Origin of the sequence: Streptomyces sp. XD-27 (assembly GCF_030553055.1) — a bacterium.
In the GTDB taxonomy this organism is placed as follows: Bacteria; Actinomycetota; Actinomycetes; order Streptomycetales; family Streptomycetaceae; genus Streptomyces.
Genome location: NZ_CP130713.1, coordinates 2,962,302 through 2,983,840, shown reverse-complemented (window position 1 = coordinate 2,983,840; position 21,539 = coordinate 2,962,302). Strand labels below are relative to the sequence as shown.

Sequence of the window (21,539 nt, the reverse complement as noted above, 5' to 3'; positions counted from 1 at the left end):
TCTTGTCATCGCACACGGCGGGGCTGAATCTCGGGGAGGTCCGGCTTGGGAACCTTGATCTCCTTGAATCCCCCGTTTTCATCCTGGGTGTACCAGCGGATCGACTCCCACGGGCGTCCGCCGCGCATGTCCTCCGGCTCGTCCATCAGGGTATCGATCTCGTATTTGCGCACGTAGTACGCGACCTGGCTCATCTCCCAGGCGGTACCCCCGACACCGGGCGGGGGATAGTTCTCGCGGCGCTCCATGTTGAAGTCAGCCCCGAAAACGGCGGCCTTGTGGAAGGCCTCCACGATGCTCTCCGGCGTGTCCCAGTTGCGTTTGTCGCCCGCTTCGTTCGGCATGCCGTCGAGGGTGATCGACAAGGTGGTCCCTCGCTCGCTCACCGCGGCCACGACGTTCGTCATCCAGTCAGGCGGCTCGCCATAGGAGTAGTCCTGGCCGTTGTAGGTGTGCGCGCCCGGATCCTGAGGGCGATTCGGGTCGTGTTGCACGTCGTTGGGATCGTTGCGTAGCCACCTTGCCAGCCTGTTCGAGGGGCCGTTGGGCGACCCCGGGTTGTTCGGGCCCAGAACCACACTGTGCGGATGCTCGCCGCTGGCCCGGTGCGGGCAGCCCGCCAGACCCAGCGGGTCGATCCACCTCGTCGGGTTCTCGACGTACGTGACCGGGTTGGGCGCCGGGACCAGGCCGAGCGGGTCAGGGGAGACGTAGCGGCCGGAGGCCGGGTCGTAGTGGCGGTGGCGGTTGTAGTGGAGCCCGGACTCCGGGTCGAAGTACTGGCCCGGGAAGCGGAGCGGGGTGTACGCCGTCGCGTCGCGGTTCCAGGTCGTGGTGCCCCACAGCATGGCGCGGGTGCGCCAGGCCACCTCGCCCTGTTCGTCCACGAGCTCCCGCGGGGCGCCGACCAGGTCGGTGACGATCGCGAAGAAGCGACGATCGATCTCCGACTGGTCCAGGAGCCTGCGCTCCACCTGGGTGACGGGCTTCACGCCGTCGTGGTCCCAGGTGAGGACGGTGGCCTGCGGCGAGCCAGGGGTATGGCTGGTCTGCTCGACCAGGGTGTCGCCATCCCAGGTGAAGTCCACCTGCTCGGCGACCCCGGCGCCGTCCGGCGTCAGGCGCTGCTTGGCGATGCGGCGGCCCAGCGGGTCGTACAGGTAGCGCCAGCGGGTGCCGTCCGGAGTGGTGACCGACACCAGGCGGTCCTCCGCGTCCCAGCCGTAGCGCCAGGTGTCCGGCTTGCGGGAGACACGCCGCTTCTGGCGCAGGACGACCCGGCCCTGGGCGTCGTGCTCATAGCGGACCGAGCCGGCGCGGGTGATCCGGGTCCCGGCGTACTCACGGGGGCCGGCGGCGCCGCCGTCCTCCGGCCAGGTCGCCTCCGTCTGGTTGCCCGCCTCGTCGTAGGCGTACCGCTCGCTCCAGTTCTCCGCGGTGACACCCGTGACCCTCCCCTCCCGGGTCAGGTCGAGCTGTCGCCGGCCGCCGAGGTGCTCGTCGATCGAGGTGAGGTGGCCGTCCGGACGGTAGGTGTACGAGCGGTGCTGGACGGTTCGGTCGCCGGTACCCCGAACCCGCTGGTCGGTGAGGCGCCCCAGAGTGTCGTAGGTATGGTCGATCGTCAGCGTCTCGCCGATGCGACGGGTGGTCTCCCGGCCCGCCTCGTCGAACTCGAAGACCACGTTGTGGCCTGAGGAGTCCAGCAGCGCGCCGCGGCCCGTCGAGGGGTACGTCCACGAACTGACCGCCCCCGTGGGAGTCGTACGGCGGATGCGGCGGCCCGCCTCGTCGTAGGCGTGGGACAGCTCGCGGCCGTTGCATATCTCCCGCAGGACGCGGCCCGCGTCGTCCCGGATATACGACAGCTCGGCGTCCGGGCCGACCGCGCCGGTGAGGCGGCCGAGGCCGTCGTAGGTGAGGCGGGTGAGCGCTCCGTCGACGTCCTTGGCGAGCACGCGGCCCGCAGTGTCGCGCTCGAAGCGGACCGTCTGGCCGGCTCCGTTGGTCCGGGTGGCCAGCCGGCCGAGTGCGTCATGGGTGTAGGAGAGGGTACGGCCGTCGAAGTCCGTCTCGGACGTCAGGCGGCCGGCTTGGCCGTAGGCGTAGCTCCAGGTCAGACCCTGCGGGTTGGTGACACGGGAGAGGCGCAATTCGGTGTCATAGGCGAACTCGTGGCGCGCCCCGCCGGGGGTGGTACGGGCCGAGACCAGATCGAAGTGGGTGTACTCGTAGCGCGTCTCGCCGCCCATCGCGTCCCTGTGGACCAGGCAGTTGCCCTCGCCGTCGTACGTCCAGGACTGCTGCGAGCCGTCCGGCTCGACCCTGCGGGCGAGCTTGCCCTCGACGGTCCACTCCAGCTCGGTGGTGCGGCCGTGCGGGTCGGTGATCCGGGTCGGGCGGCCGAAGGCGTCGCGCTCGTAGTGAGTGACGGTACCCAGCGGGCCGCGGACGGCCAGGGGGAGGCCGGCCCCGTCGCAGCGCAGCCGGTCCAGCGCGCCCAAGGAGTCGTCCACGCCGGTGAGGTGGCCATGGGCATTGTGGGTGAGGCGGGTCGCGGTCCCGTCCGGGCGGGTGAAGACGGTCGGGTTGCCGTGCTCGTCATACCCCTGGCGCCAGGTGGAGCCGTCCGGCCCGGTAACAGAGGCGAGCTGGTGCAACTCGTTGTAGGTGATGGCGGCCGAGGTGCCGTCCGGGTGCGCGACGCCGGTGAGGTTGCCGTGGCCGTCGTAGGTGTACGTGGTGGTGTGGCCCAGTGGATCGGTGCGGGAGAGCAGGCGGTCGTACTGGTCCCATTCCTGGAGTGTGGTGTGGCCTGCCGGGTCGGTCTCTGCGATGACCTGGAGGTGTTCGTTGAGTTGGAAGGCGGTGGTGGCGCCGGTGGAGTCGGTGTAGCGGGTGATCCGGTTCTCGGTGTCGTAGGCGAAGGTGGAGGAGAGGTAGCCGTCGGGGCCGACGGTGCGCACGACTCGGCCGCTGGTGTCGTAGAGGTAGCGGAAGGTGGAGTCGTTGCGGTCGGTCCAGGAGGTGATGCGCGCATCCGCGTCGTAGGTGAAGCGCAGAGGCAGGCCGGAGGAGTTGGTGACCGCGTCGAGGTTGCCGTCGGTGTCGTAGCCGTAGGCCATGACGGTGACCGGGCCGTCGGGGGTGCGCAGGGCCAGCTCGTGTATTCGGCCGTCCTCGCAGGTGAGGTGGGCGGTGTAGCCGCCGTCGTGGAGGACGGCGGTGGGGGAGCCGTCGCCGCGGCGGGCGAACTCGATGCGGTTGTTGTTGCGGTCGTGGATTTCGGTGAGCCAGTAGGCGGTGGATTCGCGGTAGGGGCTACCGGTGAAGGAGCGGGTCAGGCCGGTGTGCGGGTCGATGACCTGGTAGGTGGTCTCCGGACCGTCATGGCCGCCGTGGACCAGCGGCAGGCGAGGGCCCTCCATGGGGAGAACCGTTTCCCCACCGGGCCGTGGCAGGTGGGGGTAGACCAGGATCGAGCCGTCCTCGCGAGCCCAGACCGCCCCCACGCCCATCGTGTCGAGTTCGAGGCGCTCGTCCAGGGTGGAGGCCCAGCTGCGGCCGAACCAGTGCCCGAAGCGGTACTCGGACAGATGGGTGCGCCGCAGGACCAGCGGGAGTACCCCCGGCAGGGACAGGTCGGTCTGCTGGAGGGTCATCTCGCCGGTCGCCACGTCCACCGGGTCGTTCTTGCACGTCTTCTTGTTCAGGGAGATGCCGTTGCGGCGCGGGTCGGACTTCGCATCCCGCAGCGAGTCCGGCTTGACGTGCTGCTTGTTGCCCTTGGAGCCGCCACCGGCGGTTGACCTGCTCCCGCCGCCCCCGCCCCCGCCTTTGCCGTCGGCCGGCGGGCCGTCCACATCCGGTTTCTTGACGCCCTTGAAGTCGTCGCGGACCTTCTCGTTGCGGGCCTTGTGCCCGCCACCCGCCTTGACCAGCCCGTCGCCGACATCGTTCAGATGCTTCTTCAGCTTGCCGTGGGCCCCACCGAGCGAGGTCATCGCCTTCTCGACGGCGTTCTCGATGGTCTGCGCGAGATCGCCCTTGCCCTTGGTGCGGCCGAAGTGGCCACGGCTGCGGGTGAGGTGGGGGCCACCCTTCTCGTCCAAGTGCTTGGAATGGTCATAGGTCCGCGAGGCGAAGGTGTTGTGCTCGTGCTCGTCGAAGACCAGATCGCCGCTGCCCCCGCCCGAACCCACACTGGCCAGCACCAGGCCCCCGCCGCCGTCGACGCTGGCGAGCTGCAGCCCGTCCTTGCCGGCCTGCTTGGTCTGGTTCAGGTCGACGCCGTCCCGCAGTCCCACCTCGTCCTCGACGACCTGGACGATCAGATCCGTCGCCATGTTCTCCAGCGCCGCGAACGCCGGCGCGGTGACGACGGCCAGAATCTCCTCGGCGGCGAACTTGGCGGCCTCCTTGAACGCCTTCTTCACCAGGGTGCGGGTGATCGCCACGCCGCCCAGGGCCGCCAGTTCCGACAGCCCGAGGGTGATGACCGCCGTCGCCTGGGCGGTGGCGACCTCGGCCGCCAGAACACCCAGATACCCGACCGCCGCTATCTTGGCGCCCGCGACAAGGGTCGCGGCCCCGTCCAGGCCACCGGCGAGCAGCCGCGAGGCCTCCGCCAGGTTGTGCAGATGCTTCCCGTTGAGCTTGCCGATATGGGCGTTGATGGCATTGGTCGTCTCGCCGCGGTTGGTCGAGATGAGCCGGTTCAGCGCCGTCTGCGTATCCCCCGCCCGGTATCGATCTCGGTCGCGAAATCCCGGAGCGCGTCGGCCATGTCGCGGTAGTCGTCCTCATCGACATTCGGCCAACTCACGCCGATGAGATTGAGCACCATGCTCAACTCATCAGGCAGAACGACGCTCATCCCCCCACCCCCCATGTGGCTTCCAAGATCATTCAGACCATACGGCAGGCGTCATCGTCGAGTGATGCTGGACGCCCTCCCCGCGTCTCGGTCCCCACGTGTCGTACGTGCGGTCGGCGGCTCACCGCGCCCGCCCCCGCCCCGTGAGAGCAAGGTTTCGTCCGTGTCACCTGCCGCCACAGCCCCGGAAACGCGCCGTTCCTAGCGTCGGACGTCGACACCCCCCCCACGAACGAGCTGCGACAGCCCTCTGGAGGCGCGATGACCGGGTCGAGTATCACCGCCGTACGCACGAGGGGACGCTGGATCGAGCGGTGGGATCCGGAGGACGAGGGGTTCTGGCGGGAGGAGGGAGAGCGGGTCGCCAGGCGGAATCTGGTGTTCTCGATCCTCTCCGAGCACATCGGGTTCTCCATCTGGAGCCTGTGGTCGGTGATGGTGCTGTTCATGGGGCCCGAGTACGGGGTCGACCCGGCCGGGAAGTTCTTCCTGGTGGCCGTGCCCACCCTGGTCGGGGCCGTGCTGCGGGTGCCGTACACCTTCGCCGTCGCCCGGTTCGGCGGCCGGAACTGGACGGTCGTCAGCGCCGTGCTGCTGCTCCTGCCCGCCGGCGCCGCCGCGTTCGTGATGGAGCCGGGGACCTCGTACACCACGTTCATGGTGGTCGCGGCGCTCACGGGCGTCGGCGGGGGCAACTTCGCCTCGTCCATGACGAACATCAACTCGTTCTATCCGCTGCGGAAGAAGGGGTGGGCCCTCGGGCTCAACGCGGGCGGCGGGAACATCGGGGTGCCGGTGATCCAGCTGGTGGGGCTGCTGGTCATCGGCACGGCCGGGGCCGCGCACCCGCGGATCGTGCTCGGCTGCTACATCCCGCTCATCGTCGTCGCCGCCGTACTCGCCGCGCTGTACATGGACAACCTCGCGCCGGTGCGGAACGACTCGGGGGCGGTGAAGGACGCGGCCAGGGACCCGCACACCTGGATCATGTCCTTCCTCTACATCGGCACCTTCGGGTCGTTCATCGGGTACAGCTTCGCCTTCGGGCTCGTCCTGCAGAACCAGTTCGACCGCACCCCGCTGCAGGCCGCCTCGCTCACCTTCATCGGGCCGCTGCTGGGCTCGCTGATCCGGCCGGTCGGCGGGCGGCTGGCCGACGCGTACGGAGGCGCCCGGATCACCCTCGGCAACTTCGCCGCGATGGCCGCCGCGACGCTCGTGGTCGTCTACGCCTCCGCCGAGCGGTCCCTGCCCGTCTTCCTGGTCGGGTTCATCGCGCTGTTCGTCCTCTCCGGCCTCGGCAACGGCTCCACGTACAAGATGATCCCCGCCATCTTCCAGGCCAAGGCCGTCGCTCGCGGCATGGCGGGCGAGGAGGCCGCGGTCTACGGGCGGCGGCTGTCCGGCGCGGCCATGGGGCTGATCGGCGCGGTCGGCGCGCTCGGCGGGCTCGGCATCAACCTCGCCTTCCGCCAGTCCTTCCTCACCGCCCACTCCGGCACCCCCGCCTTCGTCTCCTTCCTCGCCTTCTACGCGGTGTGCTCGGTGCTGACCTGGGCCGTATACCTGCGGCGGGCCGCGGTCCCGGCCGCGCCGCCGGTCGCCGACGTCACCGCCGAAGCCGCCGCGGCGCCCCGGCAGCCCGCCTACGCGGACGTGTGAGCCGCCACACGGGGGAGGGGGCGTACGGTCCGGCCGCTCGGTCGGACCGTACGTCCGTAACACCGGGGAAACCGCGCGGAACCGCGTCCGACACGCCCCGTCGGCAGGATTGCGGACTCCACCCGGGTTCCACCAGGCCAACCAGGGTCGCGGACTCCGCCCAGGATCTCCGCGGGAAACGCGGACCCCGTCAGGACGCGCTGACCACAGCGGATCGGGACGAGAACCATGCACGGACAGCAGGACACGCGACAGGACACGCGACAAGACACGCGACAACAGGACACCGAGCTGGGAACCGAGCCGGACACCGGGCGGCGGACGCCCCCGGAGAGCCGACTCGGCACGCGGCCCGGTGACACCGCCGGGCCCGGGCCGCTCGCCGGGTTCACCGTGGGGGTCACGGCCGCCCGCCGCGCCGACGAGCTCGGCGCCCTGCTGCGGCGGCGCGGTGCCGCCGTGCTGCACGCGCCCGCCCTCCGTATCGTCCCGCTCCCCGACGACGCCGAACTTCTGACCGCCACCAAGCAGCTCATCGACGACGCCCCCGACGTCGTCGTCGCCACCACCGCCATCGGCTTCCGCGGCTGGATCGAGGCCGCCGACGGCTGGGGCGTGGGCGACGCGCTGCTGGAACGGCTGCGCGGCGTACGGCTGCTCGCCCGCGGCCCCAAGGTGCGCGGTGCGATCCGGGCCGCCGGGCTGACCGAGGAGTGGTCGCCCGCCTCCGAGTCGATGGCCGAGGTGCTGGACCGGCTGCTGGAGGACGGCGTCAGAGGCCGCCGGGTCGCCATCCAACTGCACGGCGAACCGCTGCCCGGCTTCGTCGAAGCGCTCCGGGCCGGTGGCGCCGAGGTCGTCGGCGTCCCCGTGTACCGCTGGATGCCGCCGGAGGACATCGGCCCCGTCGACCGGCTGCTGGACGCGACCGTGGCCCGCGCCCTGGACGCTGTCACCTTCACCAGCGCGCCCGCCGCCGCCAGCCTGCTGGACCGGGCCCAGCGGCGCGGCATGCTCGGCGAACTCCTCGACGCGCTGCGCCACGACGTCCTGCCCGCCTGCGTCGGCCCCGTCACCGCGCTGCCGCTCGAAGCCCACGACATCCCGACCAGCCAGCCCGAACGGTTCCGGCTCGGCCCCCTCGTCCAGCTGCTGACCGCCGAACTGCCCGCTCGCGTCCGGCCGTTGCCCGTCGCCGGGCGGCGGCTGGAGATCCGCGGCCACGCGGTCGTGGTGGACGGGGAACTGCGCACCGTGCCCCCGGCGGGGATGGCCCTGCTGCGGACCCTGGCCCGCCGCCCGGGCTGGGTGGTCGCGCGCGCCGACCTGCTGCGCGCGCTGCCCGGCGGGGGGCGCGACGAGCACGCCGTGGAGACGGCGATGGCCCGGCTGCGGAGCGCGCTCGGCGCGCCGAAGCTCATCCAGACGGTGGTCAAGCGCGGGTACCGGCTGGCGCTGGACCCGGCGGCGGAGAGCAAGTACGCGGACTACGCGTAGGGGGATTGCCCGGACCGCTGCCTGCCGCTGCCTGCCGCTGCCTGCCGCTGCCTGCAGCGGGCGGCGCCCGGCTCGCCCGCTCCGGGGCGTCGCCCCCGGACCGGGTCCACGCCTCCTGTCCCCCCCGGACCGGGTCCGCGCCTCCCGCCCCCCGGACCGTGCCCGCGCCTCCCGCCCCCCGACTCCGAGGGGGCGCCACCGGCGCGCCGCTCCCGAGTGGGGGCGCCGCGACCGGGCGCGGCCGGGAAGCGGGGCGGGGGCGCGCGCCCGCGTACAGCCCGGCGCCGACACGGGGTTCCCGTGCCCGCGCCCCAAGGGCACCCTGTAGTGGCACGGAACGGTGGCACATACGCGCCCGGCATCGCGTACCGAAGGGGTGACGGCAGCATGACGGCGGCGGCCTCCCACGCGCTGCGGTTCGACACCGGGCGGATCTGCCTGGATCTGGTCGCCACGCTCGGCGGACGGCTCAGCGAGGAACCCGTCGAGCATCTCGACGGGCCCGAGCGGCTCAAGGACTGGCTGTTCGGCGCGGGTCTGGTGCCCCACGGGACTCCGCTGGACGCGGTCGACGGCGGCTGGCTCGCCCGGTTCCGCGCGACGCGCGACCTGCTGCACCGCGTCGTGCACACGGAGGTGGACGGCCAGGCCACCGGCGCCGACCTGGAACGCGTCAACGCCCTCGCCGCCACGGCCCCACCCGCCCCGCGCGCCGTACGGGACGCGGACGGCGCCCTCGTCCGCTCCCTCGCCGCTGCGCCCGACTGCGGGGCGCTGCTCGCCCAGGTCGCGCGGGACGCCGTGGAACTGCTCACCGACCCCGCCGCGCGCGGCCGGCTGCGCCGGTGCGAGGGGGAGACCTGCTCGCTCGTCTACCTGGACACCTCGCGCGGGCGGCGCAGACGCTGGTGCTCCAGCGAGGTGTGCGGCAACCGCGAACGGGTGGCCCGGCACCGCAGGCGCGCCAGCGCCGAGCCGCGGGCCTGACGCCGGGCCGAGCGCCCGGGCGCAGGCCGAGCCGGGGGGGGAGAGAGGCCCTCGCCCGCGCGGGGGGAGGGACATGAGAAAGCCCGCCTCGCCGTTGAACGGACCGCGTACCCGATCCGTACCCACGACGACGATGGCAACGCCCTATCGACCCAGGAGGGCCGGGTGCGCCAGGATGCCACGGTGACCGAGAGGACATCGCCCGACGACGAGCTGATGCGGGCGCTCTACCACGAGCACGCCGGTCCGCTCCTCGCGTTCGTCCTCCGGCTGGTGGCGGGCGACCGCCACCGCGCGGAGGACGTGGTCCAGGAGACCCTGCTGCGCGCCTGGCGCAATGCCGGCCAGTTGCAGCAGGCGACCGGTTCGGTGCGGCCCTGGCTGGTGACCGTGGCCCGCCGGATCGTGATCGACGGGCACCGCAGCCGGCAGGCCAGGCCCCAGGAGGTCGACCCGGCGCCGCTGGAACTGCTGCCCGCGGCCGACGAGATCGACCGCGCGCTGCGCCTGATGACCATCTCCGACGCGCTCGGCGACCTCACCGAGGCGCACCGGGAGGCCCTTGTCGAGACGTACTTCAAAGGACGCACGGTGAGCGAGGCCGCGGAGGTGCTGGGGGTACCGGCGGGGACCGTGCGGTCCCGCGTCTTCTACGCCCTGCGCTCCCTGAGGCTCTCGCTCGAAGAACGAGGAGTGACGGCATGACGCCGCCCGCAGAGTACTCGGGGAACTCGGCGAACCCGCCGAACCAGGGGCAGCCGCCGCACTCGCCGAACTCGGCGAGCCCGCCGGACTCGCCGCACACCGACGTCGGTGCCTACGCGCTCGGCATCCTCGACGACGCCGACGCCATCCGCTTCGAGGCGCACCTCGCCGGGTGCGACCGCTGCGCCGCCGAACTCGACGGGCTCATGGGCCTGCCCCCGCTGCTCGCCGACTTCGCCGCGTCCGCGCCCGACCCTCAGGCGATCACCGCCCGGCCCGGACCCGAGATGCTCGACCGGCTCCTGGCCGAGGCGGCCGCCGGCCGCCGTACGTCGCGCAGGCGGCGCCTGTACCTGGTCGGCGCGGCCGCCGCGCTGATCATCGCGGGGCCGCTGGCCACCGCCGCGCTCACCTCCGCCTCCGACTCCTCCGGCGCGGACCGCCATCCGTCCGTCCAGAGCCTCGCCGAGGAGATGTACCGGCACGGGGAGAAGACCGGGGCCACCGACCCCCGTACCAAGGTGTCCGCCACCGTCGCGCTCGAACAGAAGCCCTGGGGCACGCACGTCGTGCTCCGGCTGGCCAACGTCAGGGGCCCCGAGCGGTGCGATCTGGTCGCCGTCGGCAAGAACGGCGAGCGGCAGACGGTCACCACCTGGAGCGTGCCCCCGCCCGGGTACGGCCTGCCGGACGGCGGCAGCGAGTGGAGCAGGAAACCGCTGTACGCCCACGGCGGCGCGGCCCTGAACCGCGACGAGATCGACCGGTTCGAGGTCCGTACGCTCGGCGGCGTGCGGCTGGCCACCGTCAAGCTCTGACGATCCCGACCGATCTCCGACCGATCCCTGAGCGTTTCCCCGACCGATTCCCTGGCCACTACGTTCAGGTCAGGTCGTCCGGACAGGTGCGCACATGCCCTGGTTCGCGTACGGTTGACGGCTGCCCTATGCACAGGAGAAGGGGGCCTGGTGGCTGCGCAGAACGCCACGCACACCGCACCGACGGCGGCGACGCGGGATGGGGACGGACTCCGCGACCGTGAGATCCGGATCGAGCAGAGGCATCTGGACCGGGTGTACCGGCGCCTCGAAGAGAAGATCCACGAGGCGGAGTTCCTGATGGACGACGCCGCGAAACGGGGCCAGGTGGGGACCCCGGGCGCGCTCGCCGAGCGCGACGCCCAGGTGTTCCGGGCCGGAGTCCATCTCAACCGGCTGAACAGCGAGTTCGAGGACTTCCTCTTCGGCCGCATCGACCTGCTGCTCGGCAAGGACGGCGAGCGCGGGCCGGACGGCGCGTACACCTCCGTGGAGCCCGCCGACGACGCCGTACGGGACAACCGGGCGGAGATCGCCGAGACGCTGCACATCGGCCGCCTCGGCGTGCTCGACGCCGACTACGCCCCGCTCGTCATCGACTGGCGCGCGCCCGCCGCCGCGCCCTTCTACCGCTCCACCCCCGTCGCCCCGGGCCGGGTCGTACGGCGCCGGGTCATCCGCAGCAAGGGGCGCAGGGTGCTGGGCGTCGAGGACGACCTGCTGCGCCCGGAGCTGACCGCCACCCTGGACGGGGCGCCGCTGCCGGTCGTCGGCGACGGTGCGCTGATGGCCGCGCTCGGCCAGGCCCGCAGCCACACCATGCGGGACATCGTCGCCTCCATCCAGGCCGAGCAGGACCTGGTGATCCGCGCGCCCGCCGCCTCCGTCACCGAGGTCGAGGGCGGCCCGGGCACCGGCAAGACGGCGGTCGCGCTGCACCGCGCCGCGTATCTGCTGTACCAGGACCGGCGGCGGTACGCGGGCGGCATCCTCGTGGTGAGCCCGACCCCGCTGCTCGTCGCGTACACCGAGGGCGTGCTGCCGTCGCTGGGCGAGGAGGGGCAGGTCGCGATCCGCGCCGTCGGCTCGCTGGTGGACGGCGCCGAGGCGACGGCGTACGACGAACCGGCCGTGGCCCGGGTCAAGGGCTCGGCACGCATGGCGAAACTGCTGCGGAGGGCGGCTCGCGGAGCCCTGGAGACGCTGCCCGGCGGTGGCAGCTCCGCCCGTGGTGGCGGTTCCGCCGGTGGTGGCGGTTCCGCCGACGGGGGCGCCGCGGGCGGTACGCCCGACCGGCTGCGCGTCGTCGCGTTCGGGCAGCGCGTCGAGCTGGACGCCGACGAGTTGCACCGCATCCGCCAGACGGCGCTGGGCGGCACCGCGCCGGTGAACCTGCTGCGGCCGCGGGCCCGGCGGCTGCTGCTGGACGCCCTGTGGCGCAGATCCGGTGGCGACCGCCGTTATACGGATCCCGAGCTGGCCGCCGAGGCCCGTGCCGCGTTCGACGAGGACATCTCCACCGAGACGGAGTTCACCGACTTCCTCGCCGCCTGGTGGCCCGAGCTGACCCCGCGCGCCGTACTGGCCGTCATGGCCGACGAGAAGCGGCTGGGGCGCTGGGCCCGCCGGGTGCTCACGCCGCGCGAGACCCGGCTGCTGGCCCGTTCCCTCAGACGGCTGGGGCCCGAAGGGCACGGCCCGCTGTCGGTGCACGACGTGGCGCTGCTGGACGAATTGCACACCGTACTCGGCGCCCCGGCCCGTCCCAAGCGCCGCCAGGCCGACCCGCTGGACCAGCTCACCGGCCTGGACGAGCTGACCACCTACGCCGAGCGGCTGGAGGGCGGGCGGCGCTCGCGCGAGGAGCGGCTGGAGCGGCTGCGCGACGAGGCCCGTACGGACTACGCGCACGTCATCGTCGACGAGGCGCAGGACCTGACGCCGATGCAGTGGCGCATGGTGGGGCGGCGCGGCCGCCAGGCCACGTGGACGGTCGTCGGCGACCCGGCGCAGAGCTCCTGGTCCGACCCGGACGAGGCGGCCGAGGCGCGCGCCGAGGCGCTGGGCAACCGCCCGCGCCGCCGCTTCACCCTGACCGTCAACTACCGCAACCCGGCCGAGATCGCCGAGCTGGCCGCGAAGGTGCTGGCGCTGGCGATGCCCGGGATGACCTCGCCTGAGGCGGTTCGCTCGACCGGCCTGGTGCCGCGCTTCTCGGTCGCCGACGGGGCCCTGGGGGACCGGGTACGCGCCGAGGCGCAGCGGCTGCTGGACGACGTGGACGGCACCGTCGGCGTGGTCGTCGCGATGGGCCGCCGGGAGCAGGCCCGCCGGTGGCTGGCCGGGCTGGGCGACCGGGTGGTGCCGCTGGGCAGCCTGGAGGCCAAGGGCCTGGAGTACGACGCGACGGTCGTGGTCTCGCCCGCCGAGATCGCCGACGAGTCCCCGGCGGGGCTGCGGGTGCTGTACGTGGCCCTCACCCGGGCGACGCAGCGGCTGACGGTCGTCTCGGGCGAGCGGGACGAGCCGGACGAGGCCGGGGTGCCGGACCTGCTCCGCGACTGACGGGGTGCCGGACCCGCTCCGCGACTGACGACCCGGACGGACCACCACGACGGGGAATCGCATCCGGCGATCCTTTGTTAGCCTGAGTACGGCACCGGCCCGATCCAAGCCCCCGGGCCCAACCTTCGTCGCTTCGAGCGACCACTTGCCGCGAGGCGAGCATGGCGGGTCGGTGCCACTCATCGTGATGCGGGAGGTCCGCGCCAGTCCCTGGCGCGGACCTCCCGCGTTTTTCGCTTCGTGGAAACTTTATTTCCGAAACTAACCCCTGGTTACCTCGTACCGGCAGGTAGGTGCGACCATCTGAGAACAGCACTCGGAACAGGGAAAGTAGAGGAAGTCGGCCATGGCAACGGCGCCCAGCGTCTCCTACTCGATGACCGTTCGGCTTGAGGTCCCGGCCAGCGGCACCGCCGTCAGCCAGCTCACCACCGCGGTGGAGTCCTCGGGCGGCTCGGTCACCGGCCTGGACGTGACCGCCTCCGGCCACGAGAAGCTCCGTATCGACGTCACCATCGCCGCGACCTCCACCGCGCACGCCGACGAGATCGTCGAGAAACTCCGCGGCATCGAGGGCGTCACGCTCGGCAAGGTCTCCGACCGTACGTTCCTGATGCACCTCGGCGGCAAGATCGAGATGTCCTCCAAGCACCCGATCCGCAACCGCGACGACCTGTCCATGGTCTACACCCCCGGCGTTGCGCGGGTGTGCCAGGCGATCGCGGAGAACCCCGAGGACGCCCGCCGGCTGACGATCAAGCGCAACAGCGTCGCGGTGGTCACCGACGGCTCCGCCGTCCTGGGCCTGGGCAACATCGGCCCCATGGCCGCCCTGCCGGTCATGGAGGGCAAGGCGGCGCTGTTCAAGCGGTTCGCGGGCATCGACGCCTGGCCGCTGTGCCTGGACACCCAGGACTCCGACGAGATCGTCGCCATCGTCAAGGCCATCGCACCCGGCTTCGCGGGCATCAACCTCGAGGACATCTCCGCCCCCCGCTGCTTCGAGATCGAGGCCCGCCTGCGCGAGGCGCTGGACATCCCGGTCTTCCACGACGACCAGCACGGCACCGCCATCGTGGTCCTGGCCGCCCTGACCAACGCCCTGCGCGTGGTCGGCAAGAAGATCGGCGACGTCCGCGTGGTCATGTCCGGTGCCGGCGCGGCCGGTACCGCGATCCTCAAGCTCCTGATCGCCGCCGGGGTCAGCCACGCGGTGGTCGCCGACATCCACGGCGTCGTCCACGCCGGACGCACCGACCTGGTCGACGCCGACCCCGACTCCCCACTGCGCTGGATCGCGGACAACACCAACCCCGAGCGGGTCACCGGCACCCTGAAGGAGGCCGTGCGCGGCGCGGACGTCTTCATCGGCGTCTCGGCACCCAACGTGCTGGGCGGCGAGGACGTGGCCGGGATGGCGGACGACGCGATCGTCTTCGCGCTGGCCAACCCGGACCCGGAGGTCGACCCGGCCATCGCCCGCCAGACCGCCGCAGTCGTCGCCACCGGCCGTTCGGACTTCCCCAACCAGATCAACAACGTGCTGGTCTTCCCCGGCGTCTTCCGCGGCCTGCTGGACGCCCAGTCACGCACCGTCGACACCGGCATGATGCTCGCCGCCGCCGGAGCCCTGGCCGACGTCGTCCACGACGACGAACTCAACGCCAACTACATCATCCCCAGCGTCTTCAACGACAAGGTGGCCGGCGCGGTCGCCGGCGCCGTCCGGAACGCCGCCAAGGCCGTCACCGCGATCAACAACGAGCTCTGAGCCGACTCCGTACCGATCCGGTCCGGGCACGCCGGGGAGGCATATGCCTCCCCGGTCCGGCCGTGGAGCCGAGCCCGTACCCGGTCGGCACGGCGCGTCGCGCGGTGTGCGCCCGAGGCCGTCCCCATAGGGTGACGGGCAGAAAAAACCCGCCCTCACGGCGCTCTTCGTGTGACCTTCCCGGGCGCCGGATTGGCTTTCCCGCCACAGGTGGGGGCAGGATGCGTCTTCGGGCGCGAGGGTTCTGACGGAGGACCCAGGTCCGGGGACCGCAGTAGAACCTGGCAGCATCGGCTTCGCTGTGTCCGATATGCGGCTTCGCCGCGTGGCACGCCTCATTGGCAAGAAGAACACGGGAGTACAACATGAACCGCAGTGAGTTGGTGGCCGCGCTGGCCGACCGCGCCGAGGTGACGCGTAAGGACGCCGACGCCGTGCTGGCCGCGTTCGCCGAGACCGTCGGCGAGATCGTCGCCAAGGGCGACGAGAAGGTCACCATCCCCGGCTTCCTCACCTTCGAGCGCACCCACCGTGCCGCTCGCACCGCGCGCAACCCGCAGACCGGTGAGCCGATCAACATCCCGGCCGGCTACAGCGTGAAGGTCTCCGCGGGCTCCAAGCTCAAGGAAGCCGCCAAGGGCAAGTAAGCCCCGAAGCGTGAAGGGCGGTCACCCACGGGAGGGTGACCGCCCTTTGGCGTACACGGCCGGCGCACATGGCCCGCCACGGGCGTGCACGGGGGCGTGGAAGCCCGTACGCGCCCCCTGGGTGTTCAGGGAGCGCGTACGGGACCAAAACCGCTGTACGGGCCTTACGAGGCGTTCGGGAGCTCCACCTTCGCGCCCAGGTCCACCAGCTTGCTCATGAAGTTCTCGTAGCCGCGGTTGATCAGGTCGATGCCGTGCACCCGCGAGGTGCCCTGCGCCGCCAGTGCCGCGATGAGGTACGAGAAGCCGCCGCGCAGGTCGGGGATGACCAGGTCGGCGCCCTGGAGCTTGGTCGGTCCCGACACGACCGCCGAGTGCAGGAAGTTCCGCTGGCCGAAGCGGCAGGCCGAGCCGCCCAGGCACTCGCGGTAGAGCTGGATGTGCGCGCCCATCTGGTTGAGCGCGGAGGTGAAGCCCAGCCGCGACTCGTACACCGTCTCGTGGACGATCGACAGGCCCGCCGCCTGGGTGAGCGCCACCACCAGCGGCTGCTGCCAGTCGGTCTGGAAGCCGGGGTGCACGTCGGTCTCCAGGGCGATGGCGTTCAGGGGGCCGCCCGGGTGGAAGAAGCGGATGCCCTCGTCGTCTATCTCGAAGGCGCCGCCGACCTTGCGGTAGGTGTTCAGGAAGGTCATCATCGACCGCTGCTGCGCGCCGCGGACGTAGATGTTGCCCTCGGTCGCCAGCGCGGCCGAGGCCCAGGAGGCCGCCTCCAGGCGGTCCGGGAGGGCGCGGTGGTTGTAGCCGCCGAGCTTGTCGACACCGGTGATCCGGATCGTCCGGTCGGTGTCCATGGAGATGATCGCGCCCATCTTCTGCAGGACGCAGATGAGGTCCTCGATCTCCGGCTCCACCGCGGCGTTGGAGAGTTCCGTCACACCCTCGGCGAGCACCGCCGTCAGCAGCACCTGCTCGGTGGAGCCGACGGACGGGTACGGCAGCCGGATCTTGCAGCCGCGCAGCCGCTGCGGGGCCTCCAGGTACTGGCCGTCGTCGCGCTTCTCGATCGTCGCGCCGAACTGCCGCAGCACGTCGAAGTGGAAGTCGATCGGCCGACCGCCGATGTCGCAGCCGCCCAGGCCCGGGATGAACGCGTGGCCGAGGCGGTGCAGCAGCGGGCCGCAGAACAGGATCGGGATCCGGGAGGAGCCCGCGTGCGCGTCGATGTCGGCGACGTTCGCGCTCTCCACGCGCGTGGGGTCCAGCACCAGCTCACCGGGCTCGTCCCCGGGACGTACGGTCACGCCGTGCAGCTGCAGCAGCCCCCGCACCACGCGCACGTCGCGGATGTCGGGCACATTGCGCAGCCGGCTCGGCTCGCTGCCGAGCAGCGCGGCGACCATGGCCTTGGGCACGAGGTTCTTCGCGCCGCGGACCCGGATCTCGCCTTCCAGCGGGGTGCCGCCGTGGACGAGGAGTACGTCATCGATGCCGGTCATCTGGTCTCGCGTTCCTGGGATGGGCAGGGGCAGAAGAAAAGGGTAATGGCCGCGAAGCCCCCCTCCGCCAGGACCGATGGCCGAAATGGTGCCGCAGGTTGCCTGAAACCTCCCCTTCGATACGGTGTGTACGCGGCCGGAGGCGAGCGGTGACGTGCGCCGCCGCTGCTGTCGTACGCCCCCGCCGCGCTGACGGGCCTCATCCGGGTTCCACTCCCCGCGGGGGCGGGATATGGGGGATCATGTGGCCATGACCGAGGTGTCCTCGCTCACAGGACGGCTGCTTGTCGCGACCCCCGCGCTGGCGGACCCGAACTTCGACCGCGCGGTGGTGCTCCTCCTCGACCATGACGAGGAGGGCTCGCTCGGGGTTGTTCTCAACCGCCCGACCCCGGTGGGAGTCGGCGACATCCTGGAGTCCTGGGCGGCGCTGACCGGCGAACCCGGAGTCGTCTTCCAGGGCGGCCCGGTGTCCATGGACTCCGCGCTGGGCGTGGCCGTCGTCCCGGGTGAGGCCGGTCGCGAGGACCGCGCGGGCCAGGCGTCGGCGGTCCTGGGCGACGGGCCGCTGGGCTGGCGGCGCGTCTACGGCGCGATCGGCCTGGTGGACCTGGAGGCCCCACCGGAACTCCTGGCCGCGGCGCTCGGCAGCCTGCGGATCTTCGCGGGGTACGCCGGGTGGGGCCCGGGCCAGCTGGAGGAGGAGCTGTCCGAGGGCGCGTGGTACGTGGTCGAGTCCGAGCCCGGCGACGTCTCCTCCCCAGACCCCGAGCACCTGTGGCGCTCGGTCCTGCGCCGCCAGCGCAGCGACCTGGCGATGGTGGCGACGTACCCGGACGACCCGTCGCTGAACTGAACCCGGGGCGCGGCGGTCGCTCCCCGCGTACCGCGGGCGTGAGTACCCTTGGTCCGTATGAGCACTCTTGAGCCCGAGCGCGGGGCAGGTACGGGGACCCTCGTTGAGCCGACACCCCAGGTGTCGCACGGTGACGGCGACCACGAGCGCTTCGCCCACTACGTACAGAAGGACAAGATCATGGAGAGCGCGCTCTCCGGATCTCCGGTCGTCGCCCTCTGTGGCAAGGTCTGGGTCCCGGGCCGCGACCCGAAGAAGTATCCCGTGTGCCCCATGTGCAAGGAGATCTTCGAGGGCATGGGCGTCGGCGGCGGCAACGACAAGGACGGCAAGGGCGGCGGCAAGAAGTAGCCCTGCGCGCGCCCGGGCCTCCCGGCCCGGCGTTGACCGCGTACCGCGACGACCGCGTACCGACCGCGTACCGCGCCCGGTCCGTACCCCTCAGGGGTGCGGACCGGGCGCGGCTTGTGTTCCGGCGCCCGGCGGCGGCAGTAGGGTTCGCGGCATGAGCGGGGACGCCGGCAAGCGGGTGACCTATCTGGTCTTCGGGGCGCGGGAAGTCGATGAGGCCGACGACCGGATCACGGCCTACTGCCAGTTCGAGAAGGACTGGGACGCGCAGTTGGGCAGATGCGCGCGGCTGGCGGAGGAGCGGGGGTACGAGCCGGTCGGCAGCAGCGTCTTCTCGGTGACGCAGCCGACGCTCCCCAGGGTGCTGGAGTGGGCCGGCGAGCCGGGGTGCGAGGTGGTGCTCGTCGCGAGCGCCCGGATCCTGCGCCGGTTCCGGGAGGGCTGGCCCGACTGGGGCCAGGTGGAGGCGCGGCTGGCCGCGGCGGGCGCGGTGGTGGAGGCGGTGCCGTATCCCGAACCGGCCTATCCCGGTGAGGACTTCCCCCGGGACTAGCCCGCGGTCCCGCGCACATCGCGACTGTGTACCCTTCGCTCAGCCCGGGGGATCGTGACACGCGAGGCGTGCGTCCCCCTGTGCCTGAACTGAGGTATCTCGGGGGAGAACCCAATGAAACGTCCCATACGCACGTTTGCCGTTCTCGGCGCCGCCGTCGGCCTGGCGCTGACGACGGTGCAGCCGGCATCGGCCACCAACTTCGGCCCGAAGGTCGCCGACAACAAGGCGCACTCGTTCTACTACGGCAGGGACCTGACGTCGGCGCAGAAGTCGGCGTTCGAGTTCGCGCGCACCAAGGCGCTGGCGCCCACCGACATGACGACCAGCGTGACCAACCGGTACGACCCGAAGGTCGACGTGTGGACCGTCGGCACCTTCAACCCCACCGGGGACCAGGTCCGCTATTACGCCTGGACCACCTGCGTCAAGCGGGTCACGCCGGGCTCGGACAAGTGCGAGCAGCACGCCATCGTCATCAACCGCAAGAAGCCGCACGACAACTACAAGGCCGTCGGGTGCCACGAGATCGGGCACAGCGTGGGCCTGCACCACCTCTCCGGCAAGAACAGCGACTACTCGTTCGCCAACCGCTCCTGCGAGCGGGCCCAGCCGGACCACCTGTACTACTCGAAGCACGACAAGAACCACATCAACGGTCACTACTGAGCCGGAGAGGGAGAGCATCTGATGCGTATCCGTACGCGAATCGCTCCGGTCGCCGGCGCGGTGGCCACCGCCGCCGCCGTCATGCTGGGCGCGGCCGCCTGCTCGTCGAACACGCAGGAGGCCAAGCAGGAGACGAAGGCCGGCGGCGAAACGGGGTTCTGGGCGGCGCACGCGAGCGCCGCCGGGCTCGAGGCCGCACCGCCCGCGAGCGTCACCGACGTCGCGGCGCGTTCGGACCTCGTCGTCCTCGGCACGGTCTCGGGGGCCACGGAGGGCCGGGACTACAGCGAGAAGGACAAGCCGCCGAACCGCACGTCCAACGTCGCCATCAAGGTCGAGCGGTCGAGCGACCCGGGGGTCGAGCGGGCCGTGGTGGAGTTCACCCGGCACCCCGGTGACGAGCTGTCCGACGTCGTGGGCGGCCTGCCCAAGGGGAGTTACGTCTTCTACCTCAGCGCCTGGTACGAGGGCCCGGACGGGCCGGTCTACCGCTGCGCCTCGGCCGGCAGCTGCGTCGTCGGCGTGGAGAACGGCGCCCTGAAGACGCCCCGCGACCCGGAGGCGGCCCGGGAACTCGGCCCGGCCGCCAAGGCGCGCCCCCGGACGGCCGCCGCGGACAAGCCGCTGACGGTGGAGGACGTCTTCGCCAAGAGCGCGGGAGCGGTCCCGGGCTCCTAGTGTGCCCGCGCCGGGCGGGCTTCCCGGGCGTCCCCGAGCCCGTCCGGCGCTCTCGCACCTTGACCTCAACCTTGGTTGAACTTCTACGGTCTTCGCATGGACATCAAGGAGTACACCCAGGAGGAACTGGCCGCGCAGCCCGTCGGCTACTGGAGCGGCGCGGCCTCCCAGGCCGTGGTGGGGAGCCTGCGCGCGCAGCTGGCCGTGGAGCAGCTGACCCAGCCGCACTGGTGGACGCTCAACCACGTCGCGGGCGCACCCGGTACGTGGACCCGCCCCGCGCTCGCCGAGAAGCTGGTCCGGTTCGACGACCTCGGCATCGACTTCGGCGAGGTCTTCGACGACCTGGTCGCGCGCGGATGGATGACGGAGGACGGCGGAACCCTCACGCTCACTCTGACCGAGGCCGGAGAGGCGGGGCGGCTGCGCGCCAGGGAGCGCAACGCGCGGGTGCACGAGCAGATGCACCAGGGCATCGCCACGGAGGAGTACGTGGCGGCACTCAACGTCCTGCGTCGCATGATCGCCAACCTGGGCGGGGACAGCGACCTCCCGTAGTCGCACGGGATTCTCAGGAGATTCACAGACAAGGCAAAGGAGCCTCTCAGGTCGCCGCCCGAGGGTGAGGAGCATGAAGGCGACCTCGCCCCGTGGGCATTCCGAGCTGCTGCGACCCGACGGGAGCCCCGTCCGCGTCCTGGTGGTGGACGACGAGTCGGCACTGGCCGACCTGCTGTCGATGGCGTTGCGCTACGAGGGCTGGGACGCCCGCGCCGCGGGCGACGGAGCCGAGGCCGTCCGGACCGCCCGCGACTTCCGCCCGGACGCCGTCGTCCTGGACATCATGCTGCCCGACATGGACGGACTGGCCGTCCTGGGGCGGCTGCGCGCCGAGCTGCCGGACATCCCGGTGCTCTTCCTCACCGCGAAAGACGCCGTCGAGGACCGGATCGCCGGGCTGACGGCGGGCGGCGACGACTACGTCACCAAGCCGTTCAGCCTGGAGGAGGTCGTGGCCCGGCTGCGCGGTCTGCTGCGCCGCTCGGGCGCCGCGGCCGCGCGCGGCGCGTCGCTGCTGACCGTCGGCGACCTGGTCCTGGACGAGGACAGCCACGAAGTGTCGCGGGCCGGCCAGGAGGTCCATCTCACCGCGACCGAGTTCGAGCTGCTGCGCTATCTGATGCGCAACCCGCGCCGCGTGCTCAGCAAGGCGCAGATCCTCGACCGGGTCTGGAGTTACGACTTCGGCGGCCAGGCCAACGTCGTCGAGCTCTACATCTCCTACCTGCGCCGGAAGATCGACGCCGGGCGCAGCCCCATGATCCACACCCGGCGCGGAGCCGGGTACCTGATCAAGCCGGGGGAGTAGGCGCGTGGTGCACCCGCCCGCGAGCGCGCCGGGCGC

Annotated in this window: 18 protein-coding genes; 15 read left to right on the top strand and 3 right to left on the bottom strand. The window is 71.8% G+C overall.

Features of this window, described 5'->3' with window-relative positions:
• Positions 1-5 precede the first annotated feature (5 nt).
• Positions 6-4,457: an RHS repeat-associated core domain-containing protein gene (locus Q3Y56_RS12580; protein WP_304462029.1), complete on the bottom strand. Its 4,452-nt coding sequence runs from the start codon at positions 4,455-4,457 to the stop codon at positions 6-8.
• Between the two features lie 260 nt (positions 4,458-4,717).
• Positions 4,718-4,876 (bottom strand): hypothetical protein, encoded by a 159-nt coding sequence (locus Q3Y56_RS12575; protein ID WP_304462028.1) that lies wholly within the window; start codon positions 4,874-4,876, stop codon positions 4,718-4,720.
• 261 nt (positions 4,877-5,137) lie between these two features.
• Here Q3Y56_RS12575 and Q3Y56_RS12570 point away from each other — a divergent pair, with 261 nt between their 5' ends.
• The 8 genes from Q3Y56_RS12570 (at position 5,138) to Q3Y56_RS12535 (ending at position 15,528) form a co-directional block, all read left to right on the top strand.
• Positions 5,138-6,538 (top strand): NarK/NasA family nitrate transporter, encoded by a 1,401-nt coding sequence (locus tag Q3Y56_RS12570; RefSeq protein ID WP_304462027.1) that lies wholly within the window; start codon positions 5,138-5,140, stop codon positions 6,536-6,538.
• A 228-nt stretch (positions 6,539-6,766) separates the two neighbouring features.
• The gene (locus tag Q3Y56_RS12565; protein WP_304462026.1) at positions 6,767-8,035 is read left to right on the top strand and encodes a uroporphyrinogen-III synthase; all 1,269 of its coding nucleotides are present in this window, start codon (positions 6,767-6,769) and stop codon (positions 8,033-8,035) included.
• Between the two features lie 387 nt (positions 8,036-8,422).
• Positions 8,423-9,022 carry an ABATE domain-containing protein gene (locus Q3Y56_RS12560; protein ID WP_304462025.1) on the top strand — a complete coding sequence of 200 codons (600 nt, stop codon included), beginning with the start codon at positions 8,423-8,425 and terminating at the stop codon, positions 9,020-9,022.
• A gap of 183 nt (positions 9,023-9,205) precedes the next feature.
• A complete protein-coding gene (locus Q3Y56_RS12555) occupies positions 9,206-9,727 on the top strand; it encodes a sigma-70 family RNA polymerase sigma factor (protein ID WP_304462024.1) in 522 nt (173 codons plus the stop codon).
• Entirely contained in the window at positions 9,724-10,545 is an 822-nt protein-coding gene (locus Q3Y56_RS12550) for an anti-sigma factor (protein WP_304462023.1), read from the top strand. The genes Q3Y56_RS12555 and Q3Y56_RS12550 overlap by 4 nt, the downstream gene beginning before the upstream one ends.
• A gap of 150 nt (positions 10,546-10,695) precedes the next feature.
• A complete protein-coding gene (locus Q3Y56_RS12545; protein ID WP_304462022.1) occupies positions 10,696-13,110 on the top strand; it encodes a UvrD-helicase domain-containing protein in 2,415 nt (804 codons plus the stop codon).
• 346 nt (positions 13,111-13,456) lie between these two features.
• On the top strand, positions 13,457-14,881 hold the full coding sequence (locus Q3Y56_RS12540) for an NAD-dependent malic enzyme (protein WP_304462021.1): 1,425 nt from the start codon (positions 13,457-13,459) through the stop codon (positions 14,879-14,881).
• A 365-nt stretch (positions 14,882-15,246) separates the two neighbouring features.
• Entirely contained in the window at positions 15,247-15,528 is a 282-nt protein-coding gene (locus Q3Y56_RS12535; protein ID WP_016645140.1) for an HU family DNA-binding protein, read from the top strand.
• A 164-nt stretch (positions 15,529-15,692) separates the two neighbouring features.
• Here the strand turns inward: Q3Y56_RS12535 and murA are convergent, their stop codons facing one another.
• Entirely contained in the window at positions 15,693-17,027 is a 1,335-nt protein-coding gene (gene murA / locus Q3Y56_RS12530; protein ID WP_304462020.1) for a UDP-N-acetylglucosamine 1-carboxyvinyltransferase, read from the bottom strand.
• A 250-nt stretch (positions 17,028-17,277) separates the two neighbouring features.
• Between murA and Q3Y56_RS12525 the strand changes: the two genes are divergently transcribed.
• The 7 genes from Q3Y56_RS12525 (at position 17,278) to Q3Y56_RS12495 (ending at position 21,503) form a co-directional block, all read left to right on the top strand.
• Positions 17,278-17,883, top strand: coding sequence for a YqgE/AlgH family protein (locus Q3Y56_RS12525; RefSeq protein ID WP_304462019.1), 606 nt, complete (start codon positions 17,278-17,280; stop codon positions 17,881-17,883).
• Positions 17,884-17,940: 57 nt separating this feature from the next.
• Positions 17,941-18,234, top strand: a complete 294-nt coding sequence (locus Q3Y56_RS12520) for a DUF3039 domain-containing protein (RefSeq protein ID WP_304462018.1) — start codon at positions 17,941-17,943, stop codon at positions 18,232-18,234.
• Between the two features lie 154 nt (positions 18,235-18,388).
• The gene (locus Q3Y56_RS12515; protein WP_304462017.1) at positions 18,389-18,787 is read left to right on the top strand and encodes a hypothetical protein; all 399 of its coding nucleotides are present in this window, start codon (positions 18,389-18,391) and stop codon (positions 18,785-18,787) included.
• Positions 18,788-18,901: 114 nt separating this feature from the next.
• Positions 18,902-19,456 (top strand): hypothetical protein, encoded by a 555-nt coding sequence (locus tag Q3Y56_RS12510; protein ID WP_304462016.1) that lies wholly within the window; start codon positions 18,902-18,904, stop codon positions 19,454-19,456.
• Positions 19,457-19,477: 21 nt separating this feature from the next.
• Complete coding sequence (locus Q3Y56_RS12505; RefSeq protein WP_304462015.1) at positions 19,478-20,134, top strand: hypothetical protein; 657 nt, start codon at positions 19,478-19,480, stop codon at positions 20,132-20,134.
• 96 nt (positions 20,135-20,230) lie between these two features.
• Positions 20,231-20,692 (top strand): MarR family transcriptional regulator, encoded by a 462-nt coding sequence (locus tag Q3Y56_RS12500; RefSeq protein WP_304462014.1) that lies wholly within the window; start codon positions 20,231-20,233, stop codon positions 20,690-20,692.
• Between the two features lie 73 nt (positions 20,693-20,765).
• The gene (locus tag Q3Y56_RS12495) at positions 20,766-21,503 is read left to right on the top strand and encodes a response regulator transcription factor (RefSeq protein ID WP_304462013.1); all 738 of its coding nucleotides are present in this window, start codon (positions 20,766-20,768) and stop codon (positions 21,501-21,503) included.
• The last annotated feature ends 36 nt before the right edge of the window (positions 21,504-21,539 follow it).